This window comes from Agromyces molybdatiresistens, from assembly GCF_052748445.2.
Map to the genome: position 1 here is coordinate 484,490 of NZ_CM188258.1, position 21,595 is coordinate 506,084.

Sequence of the window (21,595 nt, forward strand, 5' to 3'; positions counted from 1 at the left end):
CAGAAAGCACTCCCACCATGCAACGCATCGAGACCGACGTCGTCATCGTCGGCGCAGGCGCATCGGGCCTCACGGCCGCGACCGAGCTCGTGAGGGCCGGGCGCGACGTCGTCGTGCTCGAAGCGCGCGACCGCGTCGGCGGCCGGCTCTGGACCGGCGACGTCGACGGCGCCATGCTCGAGATCGGCGGCCAGTGGGTCTCGCCCGACCAGGACGCGCTCATCGAGACGCTCGACGAGCTCGGCCTCGAGACGTACGAGCGCTACCGCGAGGGCCGCAACGTCTACATCGCCGAGGACGGCGAGCGCCGACTCTTCGAGGGCGAGATCTTCCCCGTGCCCGCGCGCACCGAGGGCGAGATCGTCGGCCTCATCGACAAGCTCGACCAGCTCGTCGCCGAGATCGACCCCGAGGAGCCGTGGGCGCACCCGCGCGCGAAGGAGCTCGACGAGATCTCGTTCGCCGAGTGGCTCGGCACGCAGACCGACGACGAGGAGGCGAAGCTCAACATCGGCATGTTCATCGCCGGTGCGATGCTCACCAAGCCGACCCACGCGTTCTCGGCGCTGCAGGCGCTGCTGATGGCGGCATCCGCGGGCTCGTTCTCGAACCTCGTCGACGCCGACTTCATCCTCGACAAGCGCGTCGTCGGCGGCCTCCAGCAGGTGCCGCTGCGCCTGGCCGAGCGCCTCGGCGACGCCGTGAAGCTGGGGCAGGCCGTCCGCACCATCCGCTGGAACCCCGAGGCGCCCGAGGCCGGCGTCACGGTGGTGACCGACGGGCTCGAGGTGCACGCGAAGCAGGTCGTGCTGGCGCTCGCGCCGATCCTCTACGACCGCATCTCCTACGAGCCGCCGCTGCCGCGGCTGCAGCACCAGATGCACCAGCACATCTCGATGGGCTTCGTCATCAAGGTGCACGCCGTGTACGAGACGCCGTTCTGGCGCGAGCAGGGACTGTCGGGAACCGCGTTCAGCCCGTACGAGCTCTCGCACGAGGCGTACGACAACACCAACCACGGCGACAGCCGCGGCACGCTCGTCGGCTTCGTCTCGGACGAGGCCGCCGACGAGGTCTTCCGCCTGAGCGCCGAGGAGCGCCGCGAGCGCATCCTCGAGTCCCTCTCGCACTACTACGGCGAGGAGGCCCTGCACCCGGTCGTCTACTACGAGTCCGACTGGGGCAGCGAGGAGTGGACGCGCGGCGCGTACGCCGCGAGCTTCGACATGGGCGGCCTGGCGCGCTACGGCGCCGACCTGCGCACGCCCGTCGGGCCGATCCGCTTCGCGTGCTCCGACATGGCCGGCAAGGGCTACCAGCACGTCGACGGCGCGATTCGCATGGGCCGGCTCGTCGCGTCGCAGATCCTGGAGGAGCTCGCATGAGCGACGTGACCATCGTCGTCGGGTACACCGCGAACGAGTCGGGCGCCGATGCGCTCGCCCTGGCGAACCGCATCGCGACGGCGGCCGAGGGCGTGCTCGAGGTCGTCATGGTGCTGCCGTCCGAGGCGCACAACGCGCGCGTGCCCGTCGACCAGGGCTACCTCCGCTACCTGCGCGAGCAGTCGCGCGAGTGGCTGACCGAGGCGTCGACCCACCTGGGGGCGGATGTCGCGTCGAAGCTGCACATCCGGTACGCCGAGTCGTTCGCCGAGGGTCTCATCGAGGCCGCCCACGAGTTCGGCGCCAACCTCATCGTCGTCGGCGCCGCCGGAGGCGGCCGTCGGGCGCACGCACGGGTCGGCTCCGTCGCGAACGAACTGCTGCACTCCTCCGACGTGCCGGTGGCGCTCGCGCCGGCCGGCGCGCGCGACATCCCGGCGTCGCAGGGCGTCACGCGCATCACCGCCGGCGTCGGCACCCGTCCCGGCGCCGAGGAGCAGCTCGAGGCGGCCACGGCGCTCGCCCGCGCGACGCGCGCGCCCCTGCGGCTGCTCTCCCTCGTGCCGATCGACCTGCCCGCGGGCCTCGACACCCACCTGGCCGAGCTCACCAGCTCGACCCACGCCGAGCAGGTGCTGCAGGAGGCGCACCGCAAGCTCCCCGAGGGCATCGACGCGACCGTCGAGATCGCGCGCGGAGCGACGATCGAGGACGCCGTGCAGGCCCTCGACTGGCACGACGGCGAGCTGGTGCTCGTGGGCTCGAGCCGCCTCGCGGCGCCCCGGCGCCTGTTCCTCGGCTCGACCGCGGCGAAGGTGCTGCGCGAGCTCCCGGCACCGATGATCGTCGTGCCGCGCACCACCCACGGAAAGACATCGCAATGACGCATGAACCCCAGTCCACTCCCGCGGCGCCGCTCACCGAGGCGACCCGCGCGATCGACGCGCCCGAGGGCGGCATCACCCGCAAGGGCCTCTCGGCCGGCTCGGTCGGCCTCATCGGTGCGATCGTCATCGGCATCTCGTGCATCGCGCCCGCCTACACCCTCACGGCCGCGCTCGGCCCGACCGTGTCCGAGGTCGGCACGCAGGTCCCGGCGATCATCCTGCTCGGGTTCATCCCGATGCTCCTCGTCGCCTTCGGCTACCGGGAGCTCAACCGCCGCATGCCCGACTCCGGGACCTCGTTCACGTGGGCGACGCGCGCGTTCGGCCCGTGGATCGGCTGGATGGCCGGCTGGGGCCTGGTCGCCGCCACCATCCTGGTGCTGTCGAACCTCGCCGGCATCGCGGTCGACTTCCTGTTCCTCGCGATCTCGCAGATCGTCGGCAACCCCGAGATCGCGGACATCGCCGCGAACCCGTTCGTGAACGTGGTCGTGTGCCTCCTGTTCATGCTCGGCGCGACGACGATCTCGTACCGCGACATGCAGACGACGCAGAAGCTGCAGTACTGGCTCGTCGGGTTCCAGGTGATCGTGCTGCTCATCTTCTCGATCGCCGCGCTCGTCGAGGTCGCCAACGGCAACGCGTTCGACGCGACGCCCATCGAGCTCAGCTGGTTCAACCCGTTCGCGGTGAGCGACTTCAGTGCGCTCGCGGCGGGCCTGTCGCTGTCGATCTTCATCTTCTGGGGCTGGGACGTGACCCTGACGATGAACGAGGAGACGAAGGGGTCGGAGAAGACCCCGGGGCGGGCGGCGACCCTGTCGGTGCTCATCATCGTCACGCTGTACCTGCTCATCGCCGTCTCGCTGATCTCGTTCGCGGGCGTCGGCGACGGCGAGTTCGGCCTCGGCAACCCCGACATCCAGGACAACGTGTTCTTCGCGCTCGCCGGCCCCGTGCTCGGCCCGCTGGCGATCCTCGTGTCGCTCGCGGTGCTCACGAGCTCCGCGTCGAGCCTGCAGTCCACGTTCGTGTCTCCCGCGCGCACGCTCCTCGCCATGGGGCACTACGGCGCGCTGCCGAAGAAGTTCGCGCAGGTGAGCCCTCGGTTCTTCACGCCCGGGTACGCGACGATCGTGTCGGCCGTCGTGGCATCCGCCTTCTACGCGGTCATGCGGTTCGTGAGCGAGAACGTGCTGTGGGACACCATCACCGCACTCGGCATGATGATCTGCTTCTACTACGGCATCACGGCGTTCGCCGCGGTGTGGTTCTTCCGGAAGACCTGGTTCCGTTCGGTGCGCGAGTTCTTCTTCACGCTGCTGTTCCCGCTCGTGGGCGGCGTCATCCTGTCGGTGCTCTTCGTCACGACGCTGGTCGACAGCATGGACCCGGAGTACGGCTCGGGCTCGTCGCTGTTCGGAGTGGGGCTCGTGTTCATCCTCGGCATGGTCGTGCTGCTCACGGGCGTCGTGATCATGATCTGGCAGGCGATCAAGCGCCCCGCCTTCTTCCGCGGCGAAGTGCTCTCCCGGGCCTCGGCCGACTGAGCCCGTGCGGGGCCGGTGTCAGCCCACCGTGCCGGCCCCTCGCGTGAACGCGGACCGCCCCGCCGGCGACACCCGGCGGGGCGGTCCGCTCGTTCGGCGCCGGACTACTCGCCCATCGGCGCGGGGGTCGCACCGGTGTACATGCCGTACACGAGGTCGGCCGCGGCCCGCGCCGTGGCGGGATCGGCGCCGGCCGCGACATCCGCCTCGGCCCACCGGTCGGCGCTCAGGCGCATGAATGCCAGGCCCTCCTCGGTCTGCGACCACTCTTCGGAGTTCTCGGGCCGGATCTCGCGCGTCGTGAAGTGCAGTCCGAGGCCGAGCAGCGCACCGTCCCACCCGATGCCCGTGGGGGAGGGGCCCATCCGGTCCCACATCTCGTCGGTGACGTCCGCCGCGCGGGCGACGTGCTCGAGCTCGAACCGGGTCCGGTCGGCGTCGACCTCGGTGAGCCGGACGGTGATCCAGGTCGTGCCGCCGCCGTACTCCCAGGTCGCGGTGAACGAGTTCGGCGCGTCGCATGAGGTGATGCTGCCGCCCGCGTTGCCCTCCAACTGGTACCGGCCGCCGAGGCGCAGGTCGCCGCTCACGGGCAGGAACCAGCGCGGGATGCGCTCGGCCGTCGTGAGTGCGTCCCATACGTCGTCGATCGGCGACGGGTAGGTCTGGGCGAGGGTCTGCACGCGCATGAGCTCGCCGTCGCGCTCCTCGGTGGCGACGCCGCGGTCGACGGCGTCGATCTGTGCTCTGATGTCCATGTCACTGCTCCTGCTCGGGTGGGTGCGTCGTGGTCGTCCGGTCGGGACGACTCGGGCGCGGTGTCTTCGACGGATGGTGCGGGGCCGGCGGGTCGGGCCGGCTCGGCGGGCCGGGTGGATCCGGCGGGCCCGGCGGCGAGGGCGCAGCCGGTTCCGCGGATGCCGCGAGCCGGCGTTGCCGGCGCCCGCGCGCGAGCTCGGTGCCGAGCGCGTCGAGCCGCGGGGCCCAGAACCGCTCGAACGGCGTGAACCATCGCGCGGCCTCGGCGAGCGGCTCGGGATCGAGCGCGTACAGGCGCTTGGTGCCCTCGGCGCGCACGGTCGCGAATCCGGACTCTCGCAGCACGCGCAGGTGCTGCGAGACGCCGGGCTGGCTGATGCCGAACTCGGCCTGCACGATGCGCCCGACGTCGCCGGCGGCCAGCTCGCCGTCGGCGAGCAGCTCGAGGATCCGGCGGCGGACCGGGTCTCCGAGGATGTCGAGCGCGTGCACGCGTTCCATCATTCACCCGTGACTTATATAAGTCAAGCATGAAGCAATTCGCAGGAGAATCCGCCCGAGAGATCCCGTGGGGGGCTCGTTGAACGGATTCTCCTGCGAACTGCCGCGGCGGCGGGGGGCCGCCGCGGCGGGGGCGGCGGGCGCGGCGCGGATGCCACGAGGTGACTCAGTCTCGCGGCGGACGGCGCGCCCGCCGCCCGCCTCACGCGACGGCTCGGCCGGCGTCCTCCTCGGGTCGCGACTCGGCATCCGACGCCTCGTAGACCGTCCGGCCGGCGACGACCGTGCGGATGACGCGGGCCTCGAGCAGCGCGTCGTCGCCGAGCGCGAACGGGTCCCGGTCGACGACGGCGAAGTCGGCGGCGAGCCCCGGTCCGATCCGCCCCCGCACAGCCTCCTCGCGGCACGAGAAGGCGGCGTCGCGCGTCGCGTGGCGCACGGCGTCGGCGAGCGGCACCGCGACCTCCGGATGGTTCGCCGGGAACGAGGCGTCGAGCGCCGAGCGCCGCGTCGCGGCGACGTACAGGTTCGGCAGCGCCTCGTGCGGGGCCGTCGGCGCATCCGTCGAGAACGCGAGCACGGCGCCGGCGTCGGTGATCTCGGTCCACGGGAAGCCGCGGTCGGCGCGCTCGTCGCCGAGCATCGCGGCCCAGTTGGCCCAGATCGCCGGGTCGGCGTGCACGGGCTGCATCGACGCGACGACGCCGAGGCGCGCGAGCCGCGCGACATCCGCCCGGTCGACGTACTCGAGGTGCTCGATCCGGTGCCGCCGGTCGCGCTCGCCGTTCACGGCGTGCGCGTGCTCGAGCGCGTCGAGCGCGATGCCGCTCGCGGCGTCGCCGATCGCGTGCATCGCGATCTGGAGGCCGGCGGCGTCCGCTGCGGCGACCACCGGTTCGAGGGCGTCGAGCGGCCAGATCGGCTCGGCGTTCGACCCGTCGGCGTACGGATGCCGCATCGCGGCCGTGCATGCGTCGATCACGCCGTCGAGCACGAGCTTGATCCCGGCGACCCGCAGCCACGGCGAGGAGGCCTCCCGCGCGAGGTCGACCGCGCGAGCGACCTGCGCGAGGTTCGCTGTCGCGTCGCCCGTGTTCGCGACGAACCAGTGCGCCACGACCCGGATCGGCAGCGCGCCGCCCCGCCGCTCCGCGGCGCGTCGGAACGCGGCGAGCCCGAGCTCGTCGAACGCCATGTCGACCACACCGGTGACCCCCGCCGCGAGGTACGCGGCGATCGTCCGCTCGACGGCGGCGTCGCGGTCGGCGTCGGTCGTCTGCTCGGCCAGGTGCTCCCAGGCGTACTGCTGCGCGGCCGTCTCGTAGAGCATGCCGTCGGGCTCGCCGCCGGCGTCGCGTCCGATGCGCCCGCCGAGCGGGTCGGGGGTGTCGCGCGTGATGCCGAGCTCGGCGAGCGCCGCCGAGTTCACCCAGCACGAGTGATAGTCGTTCGCGTCGAGGTAGACGGGCACGTCGGGCAGCGCGGCGTCGAGCATCGCGGCCGTCGGCGCGCCGCCCGGCACGGAGTCGAACAGCCAGCCGCCGCCGAGCACACGGGGCACGTCGGGTGCCGCGGCGCGTGCCGCGACGAGCCGGGCCGTGATCTCGCCGAGCGTCCGGGCGTCGGTGAGGCCGACCCGCCCGAGCGCCTCTCCCATCATCACGAGGTGCGTGTGCGCGTCGATGACGCCGGGGAGCACGAGGCGGCCGTCGAGGTCGACGACGTCGGCGTCGGTCGCGCGGTCGGGCAGCGCGTCGGCGGCGGCCAGTACGGCCCGCGCCTCGGCCTCGGACCCGACGGCCAGGATCGTCCCGCCGTCGACGGCGATCGCCTCCGCCCATTCGGGCTCGCTCGCCGTGAACACCCGGGCGTTCACGTAGACGGCGCGGCGGCTCATGCGTGCACGCCCTCGGCGTCGACGTCCTCGTCAGCCGCGCGTGGGGCCGCGCCATCCGTCGCCCGCTCGGCGGCCTGGACCTCGCGCGAGAACCTCGCGACCAGGGCCACCGGCGTGATGAGCGCGAAGCTCGCGATGCCGAGCACGATGCCGAAGCCGGCGAACCCGAGCGCTTCGACGAGCGCCGCGCCGATGACCGGCGTGAGCGCCGAGCCGACGAGGTAGACGGCGAGCAGCGGGCCCGACCAGCGACCGTCGGCGTCGAGCGCCGCGGCCGTCGAGACGAAGTAGAGGAACGCGATGGCGTAGACGGTGTTCCACGCGATGAACACGACGATGAACGCGGACGGATCGGTCACGCTCGATTCGACGATCTTCAGCACCCCGCCGGCGCCGAGCAGGATCGCGAGCGGCAGCGCGCGACCGAAGCGGTCGCCGACGACCGTGATGAGCAGCGCACCGAGGATGCCGCCCGCGGTCGCACCGCTCAACGCGATGCCGAGCCCTTCGGGCGTGAGCGCGGCCTGCTCGGCGCCCATCACGCCGGCCATCGCCCAGAGCGAGTCCTCGCTGACGGCCCAGAGGGCGAAGCAGACGAGCAGGGCGAGTCCCGCGATCGTCACGCGTCGCGAGGCGGGCGAGACCGCGGTGACGGATGCCGCGTGCGCTCGCCCCGCACCCCGCGCGCCGCTCGTGGCCGGCGCGAGGATCGGCGCCGCCGGCAGCCACGCCGTCGTCGCCAGCATCGCGAGCGCGAACACGGCGAGCACGCCGAAGACGCTCGCCGGCGCGAGTCCGATCATCGGCACGACCGCGAGGATCACGGTGATCACCGCGCGGTTCGCCAGGCCGTTGACGCCCGCGACGCGATCGGGGTCGATGAAGGCCGCCAGGGCGGCGCCCGAGGACGCGACGGCGCCGCCGGCCCCGATGCCGCCCGCGACGAGGCCGACGACGACCGCCGAGGGCGCAGGGACGAATGCCGCGATGCCGAAGCCGGCGGCCGCGACCGCGAGCCCGATGCGAGCGACGGCGAGCCGCCGCGGGCCGGCGCAGAGCCGGGCGACGACGAGGCCGGTGATCGCGGTGGCGAGGAGCGTCGCGGTGACGATCCAGCTCGCGGTGAGGACGTCGCTGTCGAGCGCGGTCTGCAGCGCGGCGATCATGTACGGCGAGAGGTTCACGCCGAGGTAGCCGGCGATGCCGATGCCGAAGGTCGCGACAGCGCCCGGCAGGCGGAGCGGCACGCGCGAGGTGGGAGTGTGGTCGGTCACGGGAGTCTCCTGTCGGGGAGGTGCACGTCGTCGTGCGAGGGGAGTGGACGCGGCGCGCCGGGTGTGGCATCCGCTCTAACGAATGGTGTTCGTTTATTATTCACGTCCACCCGCCCGCTGGGAAGAGGGGATTCGGAATCCGTTCGGGGCCCGCCCTAGGCTGGGCCGCGACGAGGAGGTGCGCATGCCGAGGCCGAGGGTGCCGCTGCTGTCCGCCGAACGCATCGCCGACGCCGCGCTGGAACTCGTCGACTCGGGCCGGCCGTTCGGCGTCAACGCGCTCGCCCGTGCGCTGGGCGTCACGCCCTCGTCGCTGTACAACCACGTGCGCGGACGCGACGAGATCATCGAGCTCATCCGCGGCCGCATCGCGGCGCAGCACCTGCCCGACCTGCCCGGCGGCGCGTGGGACGAGATCGTCGCCGCGACGCTCCGCGCCCAGCGGCGCATGTACGCCGAGCACCCCAACGCCATCCCGCTCATCGTCGGCAAGACGATCACCGATCCCCTCGTCATCGCGAGCTACGACAACCTCGCCACGGCGCTCCTCGACGCGGGCTTCCCCGAGGACGAGGTGCTCACGGTCGTCGCCATCCTCGACTCGTTCGCGCTCGGGTTCGGCCTCGACCTCGCGTCGCCCGACGACATCTGGCAGCCGCAGGGGCCGACCGAGACGCTCGGACGGCTGCTCGCCGGCGCCGAGCGCGGCCCCGCCCGTTCCGATCGCGCGTTCGAGGAGGGGCTCGAGCTGCTGCTCGACTCGCTGCGCCTGCGCCTGGCGCGGTTGCGCGAGTCGGGCTGAGGGCGGAGCGGGGTTCCGCGCGCGGTCGGTGGTGGATAGCGTGGGCGTGGACGCCCGGGGAGGGCGACAGGGGGAAGGACGGGCCGTGGCCTCGTACGACGACATCATCGCCAACATCCCGATCGCCGATCTCGCCGCGCGGCTCGGCGTCGACGAGCCCACCGCGCGGGCTGCGGTCGACCAGGCGCTTCCGGCGCTGCTCGGCGGAATGGGGGCGAATGCGCAGGATGCCGCGGGCGCGGCCTCGCTCGAACGCGCCGTGCAGCACCATCCGCCCCAGCTGTTCGAGGGCGGCGTGAACCTCGACGAGGTCGACGAGGGCGACGGCGAGCGGATCGTGCACAACGTCTTCGGCGCGAACACCGACCAGGTCGTGCAGCAGCTCGGCTCGGGCGAGGGGAAGGCCGAGCCCGGGCTCATCCAGAAGCTGCTGCCGATCCTCGCGCCGATCGTGCTGAGCTTCCTCGCGTCGCAGTTCACGAAGCGGCAGCAGGGGTCGTCGACCGACACGTCGACGGGCGGCGGCGGAGGCATCGGCGACCTGCTCGGCGGGCTCCTCGGCGGCGCCGGCGGTGGATCCTCGGCCGGCTCCTCCGGCGGCCTCGGCGGCCTCGGCGACCTGCTGGGCGGGCTCCTCGGCGGCGGCAAGCGCTGACGCGCCCTCGCGGCGCGACGGCGAGCGCGCTGCGTAGACTGTCACGGTGCCAGTGAACCCCGAGCTGCAGGGGCGCGAGTTCGCGCCGACCGCGCCGTACCTCGTCGGCCGCGAGAAGGTGCGCGAGTTCGCGCGCGCCGTGTTCGCGACCAACCCGATCAACCACGACGTCGAGGCCGCGCGCGCCGCGGGGCACGCCGACGTCGTCGCGCCGCCGACGTTCGCGGTCGTCGTGCAGGAGCACACGCTCGCGCAGCTGCTCGCCGAGCCCGACGCGGGCATCGACTTCACGCGTGTCGTGCACGGCGACCAGCGATTCACGTCGTCACGCGCCATCGTCGCGGGCGACGAGCTCACCGCGACGCTCACGGTCTCGAGCGTGAAGACGCTCGGCGCGCACTCGATGGTCACCGCCGAGTCCGTGATCACCGGCGCCGACGGGGCCCACGTCGTCACCGCGATCTCCACACTCGTCGTGCGAGGAGACGACTGATGCCCGACACCGCTGCTCCCGCCGCCCCCGACTTCGACGCCCTCGCCGTCGGCGACGTCGTCGCCGAGCGCACCGTCCACCTGACTCGCGACTCGCTCGTGCGCTATGCGGGCGCATCGGGCGACTTCAACCCGATCCACTACCGCGACGACGTCGCCGCGTCGGTGGGACTGCCCGGCGTGCTCGCGCACGGCATGCTCACGATGGGCCTCGCCGTGCAGCCCGTCGTCGACTGGGCGGGCGACCCGGGGCGCGTCGCCGACTACCAGGTGCGCTTCACGCGTCCGGTCGTCGTCGATCCCGAGGCGGGGGCGGATGTCTCGGTCACCGCCAAGGTCGGCCAGCTCGACGCCGAGGCGCGCGCCGCGCGCGTCGACCTCACCGTGAGCTTCGACGGTGCGACCGTCCTCGGCAAGGCGCAGGTGCGGGTGGTGCTCGCCTGAACATGAGCGAGCCCGGCAGCACCGACGGCCCAGACCGCACCGCGGCCGGTCGCGCGGTCGACGCGACCGCGCCTGCGGGGGAGCAGCGCGGCGTCCTGTTCTCCGAGCTCACGACCCTGCGCGTCGGCGGACCCATCGACCGGCTCGTGACGGCGAGGCTGCAGCACGAGCTCGTCGACCTCGTGCGCGAGGCCGACGCGTCGGGCGAGCGCTGGATGGTCGTCGGCGGCGGGTCGAACCTGCTCGTCGGCGACGACGGCTTCGCGGGCACCGTGATCCGGATCGCCACCAGGGGCATCGAGGTGCTTCCCGGCGAGGTCCCCGGCGGCGTGCGCCTGCGGGTCCAGGCCGGCGAGGTCTGGGACGAGCTGGTGGCGTTCGCCGTCGAGCGCGGGTTCTCGGGGCTCGAGGCGCTCAGCGGCATCCCGGGTTCGGTCGGCGCGGCTCCGGTGCAGAACATCGGCGCCTACGGCCAGGAGCTCTCCGACGTGCTCGTCGCGATCGAGTTCCTCGACGAGGGCGCCGACCGGCCGCGCCGCATCTCGGCCGACGAGCTGCAGCTCGGCTACCGCACCTCGGTGCTCAAGCAGGGGCTCGAGGGCGTCGTCGTCTCGATCGAGGTCGCGCTGCACGACACGACCGCCGAGCGCGAGGTGCTCGGCCAGGCGCTCGGCACGCCCGTGGCGTACGCGCAGCTCGCGGGCGCGCTCGGCGTGCAGCTCGGCGACCGCGTGCCGATCGCCGACGTGCGGGAAGCGGTGCTCGCGCTGCGCTCGGGCAAGGGCATGGTGCTCGATCCCGACGACCCCGACTCCGTGAGCGCCGGCTCGTTCTTCACGAACCCGATCGTCTCCGAACACGTCGCGCGCACGCTGCCGGGCGATGCGCCGCGCTGGTACCTCGAGCCCGACGAGCCCGACGAGGTCGTGCCGCTCGCCGAACTCGAGGCGGCGTCGCCGCTCGACGCGTTCCTCGCCCACCAGGCCGAGGTCGAGGCGGCCGAGACGCGCGCGCACGCCGAGCCGTCAGAGCCGCTCGTCAAGCTGTCGGCCGCGTGGCTCATCGAGCACAGCGGCATCCGTCGCGGGTTCGCCCTGCCGGGCTCGCGCGCGGCGATCTCGTCGAAGCACACGCTCGCCCTGACCAACCGGGGCGGAGCCAGCGCCGAGGAACTCGCCCAGCTCGCCCGCTTCGTGCAGGGCCGCGTGCAGGCCGAGTTCGGGATCGTCCTGCACCCGGAGCCGGTGCTCGTCGGCGTCGAGCTCTAGGAGCTCGGCGACCCCGCCGGCGCCGGTTCAGCGGCGCCGGCCGCGACCGGCGGACGCGCCGCCGGTCGGTAGACGTCCAGCGCGGCGGGAACGACGCGGATGCGCATGCGGAATCCCGGGGCCGACAGGTCGGCGGATGCCGCGGCCGGCGCCTCGAGCGCGATCTCGCCGTCGTGCACGACGCCCGGGGGCCGCCCGTTCCGCGGACGCACGTCGACGGTGAGCTGGGTGGTGGTGAACGCCTCGACGCGCTCGGGCACGAGCCGGAGCCGGCGCAGCACCGCCGCCGCCCGCTGGCCGAACGCGAGCGCCGCGATCGCGCCCGTCCGAGAGCCGCGGTGCAGCACGCGCACGTCGAGCACGCCGTCGTCGAGCTCGCGCCGCTGGAGGGGAGCGTGGATGCCGCGATCGTTGCGGCCGACGCCGACGAAGAGGGCCCACACCTCAGCACGACGGCCGCCGACGACGACGGCGACCGGGTCGGATCGGCGCAGCACGCGCTCCGCGGCGAAGACGCCTGCGAGCCATTTGCCGAGCTTCGGCCGCACCCGTTCGCGCAGGGCGATGACATCGGGATAGACGCCGACCGACGCAGCGTTCACGACGGTGATCGGAGCGGCCTCGCCGAAGGCGAGCTCGGCGACATCCGCCCGCACCCCCTGGCCCGCCTGCAGGGCGTCGACCGCGTCGTCGACGGATGCCACGCCCGCCGTGCGCGCGAAGTGGTTGAACGTGCCGCCGGGAACGACGAGGAGCGGCACGCCGGCAGCCCGGGCGACGTGCGCGACCGCGGCGACCGATCCGTCGCCGCCGCAGATGCCGACGATGCGCGGAGGTTCGGGTCGGGCGAGTGCGTCGGCGACGACGGCCGCCGGATCCTCGCCCGGCTCGAGCAGGTGCAGCTCGGCGCGCGGGAGTCGCTCGCGCAGCACGGCGGCGGGGTCGGAACGCACGACGCTCGTGCCCGACGAGCGGTTGACGGCCACGAACACGCCGTCGCCGTCGGGCGCGGCGGGAAGGGCGCGGTCGGAGCCGGGTGCCGGCGGTGCCGGTGCGCGCGGGATCCGGCATGCGCGGGCAGCGCGCCCGGCACGCGGTATCGCTCGATCGGATCCCATCGGCCCAGCGTACGGGGCGCCGGCGGCCCGTCGTCGCGCGACGCTCAGAGCAGCCCGAGCTCCATCGCCCGGGTCACGGCGCGTGTGCGGTCGCCGACCTCGAGCTTCTCGAACACGTGGATGAGGTGCGTCTTCACGGTCGCCTCGCCGATGTGCAGCATCCCGCCGATCTCGGGGTTGGAGCGGCCGTCGGCGACGAGCCGGAGCACCTCGAGTTCGCGCGGCGAGAGCGCCGGGCGGGCCGTCGCGGCGGGGCCGGCCGCCGAACGGACGCGCGCGACGAGCTTCGCCGCGATCGACGGCGCGAGGACGGTCTCGCCGGCGGCGACCGAGCGGATGCCGGCGAGGATCTCCTCCTGGGGCGCGGCCTTCAGCAGGTAGCCGCTCGCGCCGGCCTCGATGGCGGCGAGGATGTGGTCGTCGGTCTCATAGGTCGTGAGCACGAGCACGCGGGTGCCGGCCGCGCCGTTGGACGCCAGGATGCGCTCGGTCGCGGCCGCGCCGTCGAGCACGGGCATCCGGAGATCCATCAGGACCAGGTCGGGCTGCAGCTCTTCGGCGAGCGCGACCGCCTCGGCGCCGTCGACGGCTTCGCCGACGACCTCGATGCCCGGCTCGGACTCGAGGAGCCCGACGATGCCGGACCGCACGATGGGGTGGTCGTCCGCGACGACGACCCGGATCGGTTCGCTCATGATGCGCCTCCCGTCGTGATCCCGCGATCGCCGGGGCCCGCCTCGGCCGCGTCCTCCGCAGCGACGCCCGCCCGCGGCACGATGATCCGCAGCACCGTGCCGCCGGCCTCGCCCGGGCCGAACTCGAGCCGCCCGCCGACCAGCGCGACCCGGTCGCGCATGCCCGCCAGGCCGAATCCGGCGTCCCCTGCGATGCCGTCGCCCGTCGCATCGACGGCGGGCCCGACGCCGTCGTCGCGAACCTCGAGCACGATCTCGCGGCGCGCGAGGGCGGCCGCGTCGCCGGCATCGGCGTCGCTCCCGTCGCCCTCCGCGCTCACCGTGATCCACGCCGCCGACGCCCGCGCGTGCTTGCGCACGTTCGCGAGCCCCTCCTGCGTGCACCTGAGCAGCACGACCTCGAGTTCGCGGCCGAGCCCCGCGGCATCCGTCGTCACCGACACCCGCACGCCGGTCTCGCGCTCGAACCCGGTCGCGAGCCGCCGCAGTGCCTCGGCGAGCCCCGCGTCCGAGTCGACCGGGGCGAGCGACGCGACGAGCCCGCGTGCTTCCGTGAGCGCCTCGCGAGCCATCTGCTCCATGAGTTCGACGTCGCTGCGAGCGGATGCCGCGTCCGCGCCGCCGACGCCCGCGAGTCGCCGCTCGGTGCGCTGGGCCACCATCACGAGGCCGGTCAGGCTCTGCGCGATCGTGTCGTGGATCTCGCGGGCGAGCCGCGCCCGCTCGTCGGCGATGCCCGCGTCGCGGTGCATGGCGGCGAGCTGCCCCTGCGCGGCCTGGAGGTCGTCGAGGAGCCTCGCGCGTTCCTCGCCGTACTCGGCGATGCGGGTGATCCAGAGGCCGAGTGCGACGCTGAAGCCGGCCGAGAGCGCGGCGACCGCGGCGCCCGTCGCGAGGCCGGCGGGCCAGGACCGCACGGCGTAGCCGACGACGATCCCGACGGCCAGGACGATGTTCGCCACGATCGCGCTGCGCGTCGAGGGCGATGTGGCCCACACGAACGGGTAGAAGAACGCCTGCAGGATCGCGAACGACGGCTCGACCGCCGTGCCGAACGCGAGGAGCGCCGCGTAGGTGATCGAGATCGCGAGGTGCGTGCGGGGCGTGGCGACCGGGACGCATCTGCGCCCCCAGGCGAGGTGCAGGAGGAGGAACACGCCCGCGAACGCCCAGGTCGCGGCATCGTCGGCCCCGTACGGCGGGTCGAGCAGGGAGAGCGCGACGATGACGATCGCGATCGTCGCCGCCGCGGCATCCCACCACTTCACGTTCTGCACGGGCTCAGGCTCCCACAGCGCTCACGCGTCGGCGGTCAGGCGTCGCGCCGGATCCAGCGGAACGTGAGGCGGCTGAGGACCAGCCCGATCACGAGCCACGCGAGCAGCGCGACCGCGACCCAGCCGAGGTCCCACTCGCCGTTCTGCTCGAGCACCGCGAAGTCCTCAGGCAGGAACACGGCCCGCATGCCCTGCGCCATCCACTTCAGCGGGAACAGGCTCGCGACGTTCTGCATCCACTCGGGCAGTTGGTAGAACTGCAGGTAGACGCCCGAGATGAACTGCAGGACGAGCAGGATCGGGATGACGACCGCCGCCGCCGACTTGCCCGAGCGCGGAACGGACGAGAGCGCGATGCCGAGCAGCGCCGAGGTGCCGACGCCGAGCACGAACACCCACGCGAAGGTCGCCCACTTCTCGGGTTCGGTCGGCAGCGCGATGCCGAAGAGCGTCGCCGCGGCCACGAGCAGCAGCGCGGCCTGGAGCACGCCGGTCACGAAGACCTGCCCGATCTTGCCGAGGAAGTACGACACCGGCGAGAGCGGTGTCCCGCCGAGGCGCTTCAGGGTGCCGTCGCCCTTCTCGATCGCGATGTCGATCGCGAGGTTCTGCACGCCCGAGAGCAGCATGCCCGCGGCGAGCAGCCCCGGCAGGTAGTACGCGCCGACCGAGATGCCCTCCATGCCGGGGGCGGGCTGGATGTCGCCCGCCGAGCTGAACGCGGCGGTGAAGATGCCGAGCATGATGAATGGGAACAGGAACGTGAAGAAGACGGCGTCCGGCGAGCGGAAGTAGCTCTTCACCTCGTAGCCGATGCGCGAGACGCCCAGCGCGACGCGCCCGGGTCGGCGGCCGGCGCCGCGGCCGGAGCCGGTTCGGCCGGAGCCCGCGGCGGTCCCGCTCGTGGTCGTGACGGCGCTCATGCGCGGGCCTCCTCGGTCTCGTGGGTCACGGCGTCGTCGGCGCCGGCGGCGCGGACGAAGTCCAGGTAGATGTCCTCGAGGCTCGGGCGGATCACCTCGAGGTCGGCGGGCTCGGCAGCGAGGTCGCGGGCGACGGATGCCACGAGCTCGGCGGGTCGCTCGGTCCGCACCTCGCGCGGGGTGCCGTCCGGGTCGGTCCAGCGGACGATCGGCACGCGCGCCTCGGCGCCGCCGAGTTCATGCACGCGACCGACGTCGACGAGCCGGCCGCCGACGATGATGCCGGCCCGGTCGCCGAGCTGTGCGGCCTCGTCGAGGTAGTGCGTGGTGAGCAGGATGGTCGTGCCCTCGCGCTTCAGCGAACGGATCAGGTCCCAGAACCCGCGCCGGGCCTCGGGGTCGAAGCCCGTCGTCGGCTCGTCGAGAAACAGCAGCTCCGGGCGCCCGATGATGCCGAGCGCGACGTCGACCCGCCGGCGCTGGCCGCCGGAGAGCTTCGCGATGCGCGTGCGGGCCTTGTGCTCGAGCCCGACCGAGGCGATCACCTCGTCGACATCGCGCGGCTCCGGGTAGAAGCCGGCGAAGTGGGCGAGCTGCTCGCGCACGGTCATGACCCCGCTCTCGGTGCCCGACTGCAGCACGATGCCGAGCCGGGACTTCCAGTCGAGCCCGCCGTGCGCGGGGTCGACGCCGAGCACGCTGATCTCGCCGGCGGTGCGGAGCCGGTAGCCCTCGAGGATCTCGATGGCGGTCGACTTGCCGGCGCCGTTCGGGCCCAGGAGGGCGAAGGTCTCGCCCCGGGCGATGTCGAGGTCGATGCCGTCGACGGCGGTCACCTGTCCGTACTGCTTGCGGAGCCCGCGGATGCGCACCGCGGGTGCGTCGGGGGCGGTCGTGCGGGCGGTCGTCTGGTCCATGCCACCGAGGATCCTCCCGCCGGCACGCGACCGCCAGCCGTGGAGCGGTCGATTTCCGCCTCCACCGATCGGTGGATGCCGCCGTCGCCGCGCCGCGCACGCACTGCGGATGTCCGATCCGCCGCGCCGGTCTTCCGGCCCGACCGCCGGGTTGCCGGATCGTATGTCCGCAGATCGATTCGGGGTGGCGTCAGGAGGAGGCGAGTTCTGCGAGCCGGCGTTCGAGGAAACGGCGCTCGGGCGCGGTGCGCGCGAGCGTGAGCGCCTCGCGGTAGCGGGAGGCCGCGGCATCCGCCTCGCCCAGCCGGCGCAGCAGGTCGGCCTGCGCCGCGGGAAGCAGGTGGTAGCCCTCGAGACGTCCGGATGCCTCGATGAGCGCGAGGTCGTCGAGGCCCGCCTGCGGGCCGAACGCCATGCCCCGCGCGATGGCGCGGTTGAGCGCGACGAAGGGCGAGTCGACGAGCATGGCGAGCGCGTCGTAGCGGTCGGCGATCGCGGGCCAGTCGGTGTCGTCGGCCGTCCGCGCCCGGGCGTGCACGGCCTGGACCTCGGCCTGCAGGCGGTAGGCGCCGGGCGGTTCCGGTCGGTGCGGGGTGCGCGCGGGGGGCGCGGCGAGCAGTTCCAGCCCCTCGGCGATCTCCGCGGCGTCCCACGCCGCCCGGTCCTGCTCGGGCAGCGGCACGAGGTCCCCGGCGGCGTCCGAGCGCGCGGCCGACCGCGCGTGCTGGAGCAGCAGCATCGCGAGGAGCGCCCGCGCCTCGTCGGACTCGGGCATCAGCGCGTTCACGAGCCGCGCCAGCCGGATCGCCTCCTCCGCCAGGTCGAGGCGCTGCAGCACGTCGCCGTGCGAGGCGAGGTAGCCCTCGTTCGCGATGAGGTAGAGCACCGCGAGCACGCCGTCGAGGCGCTCGGGAAGCAGGTCGGCGGACGGCACGCGGTACGGGATGCCGGCGTGCCGGATCTTGCGCTTGGCCCGCGAGATGCGCTGCCCCATGGTCGGTTCGGGCACGTGGAACGCGCGTGCGATCTCCCCGGTGTCGAGCCCGCCGACCGTGCGGAGCGTGAGCGCGACGCGCGATTCCATCGGCAGCGCCGGGTGCGCGCACGTGAAGACGAGGCGCAGCCGGTCGTCCCAGTCGGGCTCGCCGTCCATCGCGTCCGCCGCGACATCCGCCGGATCCCGTGGGCCGCCGGCGCGCCCCGAGAGCTCCTCCATCGCGATCCACTCCCTCACCTTGTCGGACTCGACGCCCCGGCGGCGCAGCCGGTCGAGGGCGAGGTTCCGCGCCGCGGTCGTGAGCCATGCGCCGGGGTTCCGGGGGACGCCGTCGCGCGGCCAGGTGACTGCCGCGCGCTCGAACGCGGCGGCCGCCGCCTCCTCCGCGACGTCCCAGTCGCCCGTCACCCGGATCAACGTCGCCACGAGACGGGCCCACTCATCGCGGTGGGCGGCGCCCAGTGCGGCCGCGACCGCGGGTGCGAGGGTGGGCGACTCGCTCGCACCCGTGTCGCCGGCCGCGTTCGGATCGCCCGCGGCGTCGTCGTGATCGGTCAGCGCACGACCTCCGCGAGCGCCTCGGCCGCACCGGGCTCGAGCCGGAGCCCGCGACCGGCCGCCTCGCGTTCGGTCCGTTCGACGTGGTCCTCGTGCACGTCGAACGGCCAGAGCGGTCGGAGCTCGATCGCCCCGCCGCGCGCCATCGGGTGCTTGGACGCCACCTCGATCGCCTCGGGCAGGCCGCTCTGCACCTCGATGAGGTCGAATCCCGCGACCCACTCCTTCGCCTCGGCGAACCCGCCGTCGGTGACGAGCACCTCGCCGTGACGACGGCGCACGAACGTGGCATCCGCCGGGGGTCGCAGCACCTCTCCGAAGCGCCGGACGCCGCGGCCGTCCATCTCGCGCACCCACGCCTCGGGGTCGTCGTCGGCGGCCTCGCCGCCGTCCGCCGTGCCGGCTCGCGCGCGCTCGCCGCCGGGCTCCACGACCACGAGCATGAGGTACCGTCGGCCGCGCGCCGGCTCGCCGGCGAAGCCCTCCGGCACGATCCGCGCGTCGGGGTCGGCGTCGGGCCAGCGCACGAACGGCCGGATCTCGACCCGGCCGAACGAGGCCACCGGGTGCTTCGACGCGATCTCGATCGCCTCGTCGAGGTCGCGCGCGTCGATCACGTCGAACCCGCCGATCGACTCCTTCGACTCGGTGAACGGCCCGTCGACCACGAGCACCTCGCCGCCGCGCACCCGCACGGTCGTGGCATCCTGCTCGGGTCGCAGCCGCTCGCCGTACTCGGAGACGCCGCGCGCCTCGACCTCGTCCACCCACTCGCCGACGTTGTCGTCGGCGGGCTCGTAGGGGAGCGCGTCGGCGCCCTCGGCGTAGAACAGTGCGTACTCCATGACGGAATCCCTTCTCTCGGTCACGCTACGCACGTACGACGAACGGCGGAACCCGTTTTCGACACCGCTGTGCGCATGTTCCGAGGATGACCCTCGCGCTCGGCGAGCGACGCGAGCGAGGCGAGCGAGGCGAGCGACGCGAGCGACGCGAGCGGATGCCCCGACCGCTCGCTCGCTCAGGCGCCGACGAGCAGTCGAGGGTGCTGCGCCTCGACCACGTTCGGGTGCGCGCGCAGGCGGCTCTTCAGCCAGTTCTCGCCGAAGACCGCGTGCAGCGGGTTCGCCGGGTCCCGGGTGACGCCGGGCGCCTCGGCGGCGAGCTCCGGCGGGAGCGCGATGGTCGGGATTGTCGCGTCGAGCGCCGGCCCGTGGAAGTACGGGATCGAGATGCGCTCGGTGCCCGGCTCGGGCGACACCACGCGGTGCAGCGTCGCCTTCAGGTACCCGTCGGTCGCGATCTCGAGGAGCTCGCCGATGTTCACCACGAACGAGCCCGCCGGCGGGGTGACGTCGATCCACTCGCCGTCCTTCTCGACCTGCAGGCCGGCCTTGCCCTCCTCGACCGAGAGCAGGGTGAGCACGCCGAGGTCCTTGTGCGCCCCGACGCCCTGCGCGGGCTGCTCGGCCTCGACGCCGGGGTAGCGGACGATCTTCACGTACGGCGACGGAGTCGCGAACGCGGCGTCGAAGGTGTCGGATGGCGCGCCGAGCGCCTCGGCCCAGGCGCGGAGGAGGCGCGTGCCGACCTCGTCGAGCCGGGCGATCCACTCCTCGGCGACCTCGCGCAGCTCGGGCAGCGCCTCGGGCCAGAGGTTCGGTCCCTGCAGGACCTGGTAGTCGGGGGTGTCCGGGCCGACCGGCACCGCCGGGCGCTCGGCGCCGATGTCGATCTGCTCGCGGATGTCGACGCGGCCGAGCGTGCGCTCGCCGCCCATGCGCGTGTAGCCGCGGAAGTGCGGGCTCTTGACGTTCTCGATCGCGAGCTTGTGCGACTCGGGCAGCGCGAAGAACGCGCGGGCGACCTCGTACGCGCGGTCGATGAGCTCGGCCGGCACGCCGTGGCCGACGAGCGAGAAGAAGCCGACCTCGTGCGTCGCACGACGGAGGTCGTCGCGGAACGCCGCCTGCTGCTCGGGCGTGCCGTTGAGGAGGGAGAGGTCGAGGACGGGGATGCCGGACATGTGCGTGGTCCTTTCGAGGGTGCCGGATGGTGCGCCGACGATGCGGCCCCGGCATCCTGGGACGTCGACCCCGTGGCATCCGGTTCGGGTGGTCCCGCGGGCGGGACTTCGAGACGGATGCCGCTGGGTGGACGCGGACGCGTCGGATGCGGCGTGAGCTGGGCTGCGGTCGGCGGCGCGTGAGGAATCGCGCCCTGGGATCGTCGGGGAGGACGATCGCCTAGCGGCGACAGCAGCGACAGGTGTGGGTGCTCACGATGGCCGACACGCTAGCACGGGTCGGGCCCTGCGCCGCAATCCCCCGTTCGGGCCGGGTCGCGCGGCGTTCGCAGGATGAGCGGGGCGATGCTCCCTCCGTGGGCACCCATCGTCCGCGTTGTCCTGCGAACTCGCTGCGGTCGGGGCGGGCGGCGCTCCGCGAGGACCGTCAGGCGGGCAGGACCAGCGAGACCGCGATCGCGAGCATGACGGCCGCGATGATCCCGTCGAGCACGCGCCACGCGCGCGGGCTCGCGAGCACGCCGCCGAGGAGGCGCGCGCCGTACGCCAGGCCGAAGAACCACACGACGCTCGCGGCCGCGGCGCCGAGCGCGAACGTCCAGCGGGCGTCGCCGTAGGTCGCGCCGACCGAGCCGAGCAGCACGACCGTGTCGAGGTACACGTGCGGGTTCAGCCACGTGAGCGCGAGCACGGTCAGCACGGCGGGGAGCAGCGCCGTCCGAGGGGCTCGGGAGGCGGCCGTCGTCACGGCGCCGCCGGCGCCGGTCGCGACGTGCGACCCGCTCGCGGCGCCCGACCCGCTCGCGGTCGCCGCGCGCGCCGCGTCGTCGGCGGTGGCCGGCGTGGCATCCTCCACGACGAGCCCCTCGTCGCCGCCGCGCAGCGCACGACGCGCGGCGAGCACCGCGTAGCCGACGAGGAACGCCGCCCCCGCCCAGCGGGCCACGCCCACCAACCACGGCATCGCCTGCAGCATCGCGCCCATGCCGCCGACGCCGGCCGCGATGAGCAGCGCATCGGAGACGGTGCAGATCGCGGCGACCACGAGGACGTGCTCGCGGCGGATGCCCTGGCGCAGCACGAACACGTTCTGGGCGCCGATCGCGACGATGAGGGAGAGGCCGAGGCCGAAGCCGGCGGCGAGCACGGAGAGTTCCACGGCGACGACGT

Annotated in this window: 21 protein-coding genes; 8 read left to right on the forward strand and 13 right to left on the reverse strand. The window is 73.6% G+C overall.

All coding sequences use genetic code 11. The features are described 5' to 3' along the window. Positions 1-17 precede the first annotated feature (17 nt). Genes ACULK2_RS02245 through ACULK2_RS02255 form a run of 3 tightly spaced genes read left to right on the forward strand, consistent with a single transcriptional unit; the run spans position 18 to position 3,822 of the window. Positions 18-1,385 carry a flavin monoamine oxidase family protein gene (locus tag ACULK2_RS02245; RefSeq protein WP_445970018.1) on the forward strand — a complete coding sequence of 456 codons (1,368 nt, stop codon included), beginning with the start codon at positions 18-20 and terminating at the stop codon, positions 1,383-1,385. Then, positions 1,382-2,269, forward strand: coding sequence for a universal stress protein (locus ACULK2_RS02250; RefSeq protein WP_445970017.1), 888 nt, complete (start codon positions 1,382-1,384; stop codon positions 2,267-2,269). The genes ACULK2_RS02245 and ACULK2_RS02250 overlap by 4 nt, the downstream gene beginning before the upstream one ends. Further along, complete coding sequence (locus tag ACULK2_RS02255) at positions 2,266-3,822, forward strand: APC family permease (protein ID WP_445970016.1); 1,557 nt, start codon at positions 2,266-2,268, stop codon at positions 3,820-3,822. Before ACULK2_RS02250 ends, ACULK2_RS02255 begins: the two co-directional genes overlap by 4 nt. Before the next feature lie 104 nt (positions 3,823-3,926). Here ACULK2_RS02255 and ACULK2_RS02260 read toward each other — a convergent pair whose 3' ends face one another. From ACULK2_RS02260 to ACULK2_RS02275, 4 genes are all read right to left on the reverse strand, one after another. Further along, the gene (locus tag ACULK2_RS02260; protein ID WP_445970015.1) at positions 3,927-4,580 is read right to left on the reverse strand and encodes an SRPBCC family protein; all 654 of its coding nucleotides are present in this window, start codon (positions 4,578-4,580) and stop codon (positions 3,927-3,929) included. Between the two features lies 1 nt (position 4,581). After that, entirely contained in the window at positions 4,582-5,082 is a 501-nt protein-coding gene (locus ACULK2_RS02265; RefSeq protein WP_501044949.1) for a metalloregulator ArsR/SmtB family transcription factor, read from the reverse strand. 202 nt (positions 5,083-5,284) lie between these two features. Beyond that, complete coding sequence (locus ACULK2_RS02270) at positions 5,285-6,979, reverse strand: amidohydrolase (protein ID WP_445970013.1); 1,695 nt, start codon at positions 6,977-6,979, stop codon at positions 5,285-5,287. Beyond that, positions 6,976-8,253, reverse strand: a complete 1,278-nt coding sequence (locus tag ACULK2_RS02275) for an MFS transporter (RefSeq protein WP_445970012.1) — start codon at positions 8,251-8,253, stop codon at positions 6,976-6,978. The genes ACULK2_RS02270 and ACULK2_RS02275 overlap by 4 nt, the downstream gene beginning before the upstream one ends. Before the next feature lie 184 nt (positions 8,254-8,437). On the opposite strand from ACULK2_RS02275, the gene ACULK2_RS02280 reads away from it, so the two are divergent. From ACULK2_RS02280 to ACULK2_RS02300, 5 genes are all read left to right on the forward strand, one after another. Continuing rightward, positions 8,438-9,055, forward strand: coding sequence for a TetR/AcrR family transcriptional regulator (locus tag ACULK2_RS02280; RefSeq protein WP_445970011.1), 618 nt, complete (start codon positions 8,438-8,440; stop codon positions 9,053-9,055). A gap of 85 nt (positions 9,056-9,140) precedes the next feature. Beyond that, on the forward strand, positions 9,141-9,710 hold the full coding sequence (locus ACULK2_RS02285) for a DUF937 domain-containing protein (protein ID WP_445970010.1): 570 nt from the start codon (positions 9,141-9,143) through the stop codon (positions 9,708-9,710). 46 nt (positions 9,711-9,756) lie between these two features. Further along, entirely contained in the window at positions 9,757-10,203 is a 447-nt protein-coding gene (locus ACULK2_RS02290; protein WP_445970009.1) for an FAS1-like dehydratase domain-containing protein, read from the forward strand. Further along, positions 10,203-10,646 carry a MaoC family dehydratase gene (locus tag ACULK2_RS02295; RefSeq protein WP_445970008.1) on the forward strand — a complete coding sequence of 148 codons (444 nt, stop codon included), beginning with the start codon at positions 10,203-10,205 and terminating at the stop codon, positions 10,644-10,646. The genes ACULK2_RS02290 and ACULK2_RS02295 overlap by 1 nt, the downstream gene beginning before the upstream one ends. A gap of 2 nt (positions 10,647-10,648) precedes the next feature. Continuing rightward, positions 10,649-11,914 carry a UDP-N-acetylmuramate dehydrogenase gene (locus ACULK2_RS02300; protein WP_445970007.1) on the forward strand — a complete coding sequence of 422 codons (1,266 nt, stop codon included), beginning with the start codon at positions 10,649-10,651 and terminating at the stop codon, positions 11,912-11,914. On the opposite strand, the gene ACULK2_RS02305 is transcribed toward ACULK2_RS02300, so the two are convergent. The 9 genes from ACULK2_RS02305 to ACULK2_RS02345 form a co-directional block, all read right to left on the reverse strand. Further along, entirely contained in the window at positions 11,911-13,032 is a 1,122-nt protein-coding gene (locus tag ACULK2_RS02305; protein ID WP_445970006.1) for a diacylglycerol/lipid kinase family protein, read from the reverse strand. The two genes, ACULK2_RS02300 and ACULK2_RS02305, sit on opposite strands and share 4 nt — an antisense overlap. Positions 13,033-13,076: 44 nt before the next feature. After that, on the reverse strand, positions 13,077-13,727 hold the full coding sequence (locus tag ACULK2_RS02310) for a response regulator (protein WP_445970005.1): 651 nt from the start codon (positions 13,725-13,727) through the stop codon (positions 13,077-13,079). Continuing rightward, positions 13,724-15,004: a sensor histidine kinase gene (locus tag ACULK2_RS02315; RefSeq protein ID WP_445970004.1), complete on the reverse strand. Its 1,281-nt coding sequence runs from the start codon at positions 15,002-15,004 to the stop codon at positions 13,724-13,726. Before ACULK2_RS02315 ends, ACULK2_RS02310 begins: the two co-directional genes overlap by 4 nt. A gap of 35 nt (positions 15,005-15,039) precedes the next feature. Then, positions 15,040-15,927, reverse strand: coding sequence for an ABC transporter permease (locus ACULK2_RS02320; protein WP_445970003.1), 888 nt, complete (start codon positions 15,925-15,927; stop codon positions 15,040-15,042). Further along, entirely contained in the window at positions 15,924-16,844 is a 921-nt protein-coding gene (locus ACULK2_RS02325) for an ABC transporter ATP-binding protein (protein ID WP_445970002.1), read from the reverse strand. The genes ACULK2_RS02320 and ACULK2_RS02325 overlap by 4 nt, the downstream gene beginning before the upstream one ends. Positions 16,845-17,034: 190 nt before the next feature. Further along, positions 17,035-18,267, reverse strand: a complete 1,233-nt coding sequence (locus ACULK2_RS02330; protein WP_445970001.1) for an RNA polymerase sigma factor — start codon at positions 18,265-18,267, stop codon at positions 17,035-17,037. Between the two features lie 128 nt (positions 18,268-18,395). Further along, positions 18,396-19,244 (reverse strand): YciI family protein, encoded by an 849-nt coding sequence (locus ACULK2_RS02335; protein ID WP_445970000.1) that lies wholly within the window; start codon positions 19,242-19,244, stop codon positions 18,396-18,398. Positions 19,245-19,420: 176 nt separating this feature from the next. Next, positions 19,421-20,425, reverse strand: coding sequence for an isopenicillin N synthase family dioxygenase (locus ACULK2_RS02340; protein ID WP_445969999.1), 1,005 nt, complete (start codon positions 20,423-20,425; stop codon positions 19,421-19,423). Between the two features lie 427 nt (positions 20,426-20,852). Continuing rightward, a complete protein-coding gene (locus ACULK2_RS02345; protein WP_445969998.1) occupies positions 20,853-21,584 on the reverse strand; it encodes a LysE/ArgO family amino acid transporter in 732 nt (243 codons plus the stop codon). Positions 21,585-21,595: the final 11 nt, after the last annotated feature.

Coding starts and splice junctions, on each gene's coding strand:
- ACULK2_RS02245 (WP_445970018.1), top strand. CDS start 18: ATGCAACGCATCGAGACCGACGTCGTCATCGTCGGCGCAGGCGCATCG.
- ACULK2_RS02250 (WP_445970017.1), top strand. CDS start 1,382: ATGAGCGACGTGACCATCGTCGTCGGGTACACCGCGAACGAGTCGGGC.
- ACULK2_RS02255 (WP_445970016.1), top strand. CDS start 2,266: ATGACGCATGAACCCCAGTCCACTCCCGCGGCGCCGCTCACCGAGGCG.
- ACULK2_RS02260 (WP_445970015.1), bottom strand. CDS start 4,580: ATGGACATCAGAGCACAGATCGACGCCGTCGACCGCGGCGTCGCCACC.
- ACULK2_RS02265 (WP_501044949.1), bottom strand. CDS start 5,082: ATGGAACGCGTGCACGCGCTCGACATCCTCGGAGACCCGGTCCGCCGC.
- ACULK2_RS02270 (WP_445970013.1), bottom strand. CDS start 6,979: ATGAGCCGCCGCGCCGTCTACGTGAACGCCCGGGTGTTCACGGCGAGC.
- ACULK2_RS02280 (WP_445970011.1), top strand. CDS start 8,438: ATGCCGAGGCCGAGGGTGCCGCTGCTGTCCGCCGAACGCATCGCCGAC.
- ACULK2_RS02295 (WP_445970008.1), top strand. CDS start 10,203: ATGCCCGACACCGCTGCTCCCGCCGCCCCCGACTTCGACGCCCTCGCC.
- ACULK2_RS02300 (WP_445970007.1), top strand. CDS start 10,649: ATGAGCGAGCCCGGCAGCACCGACGGCCCAGACCGCACCGCGGCCGGT.
- ACULK2_RS02305 (WP_445970006.1), bottom strand. CDS start 13,032: ATGGGATCCGATCGAGCGATACCGCGTGCCGGGCGCGCTGCCCGCGCA.
- ACULK2_RS02310 (WP_445970005.1), bottom strand. CDS start 13,727: ATGAGCGAACCGATCCGGGTCGTCGTCGCGGACGACCACCCCATCGTG.
- ACULK2_RS02320 (WP_445970003.1), bottom strand. CDS start 15,927: ATGAGCGCCGTCACGACCACGAGCGGGACCGCCGCGGGCTCCGGCCGA.
- ACULK2_RS02325 (WP_445970002.1), bottom strand. CDS start 16,844: ATGGACCAGACGACCGCCCGCACGACCGCCCCCGACGCACCCGCGGTG.
- ACULK2_RS02335 (WP_445970000.1), bottom strand. CDS start 19,244: ATGGAGTACGCACTGTTCTACGCCGAGGGCGCCGACGCGCTCCCCTAC.
- ACULK2_RS02340 (WP_445969999.1), bottom strand. CDS start 20,425: ATGTCCGGCATCCCCGTCCTCGACCTCTCCCTCCTCAACGGCACGCCC.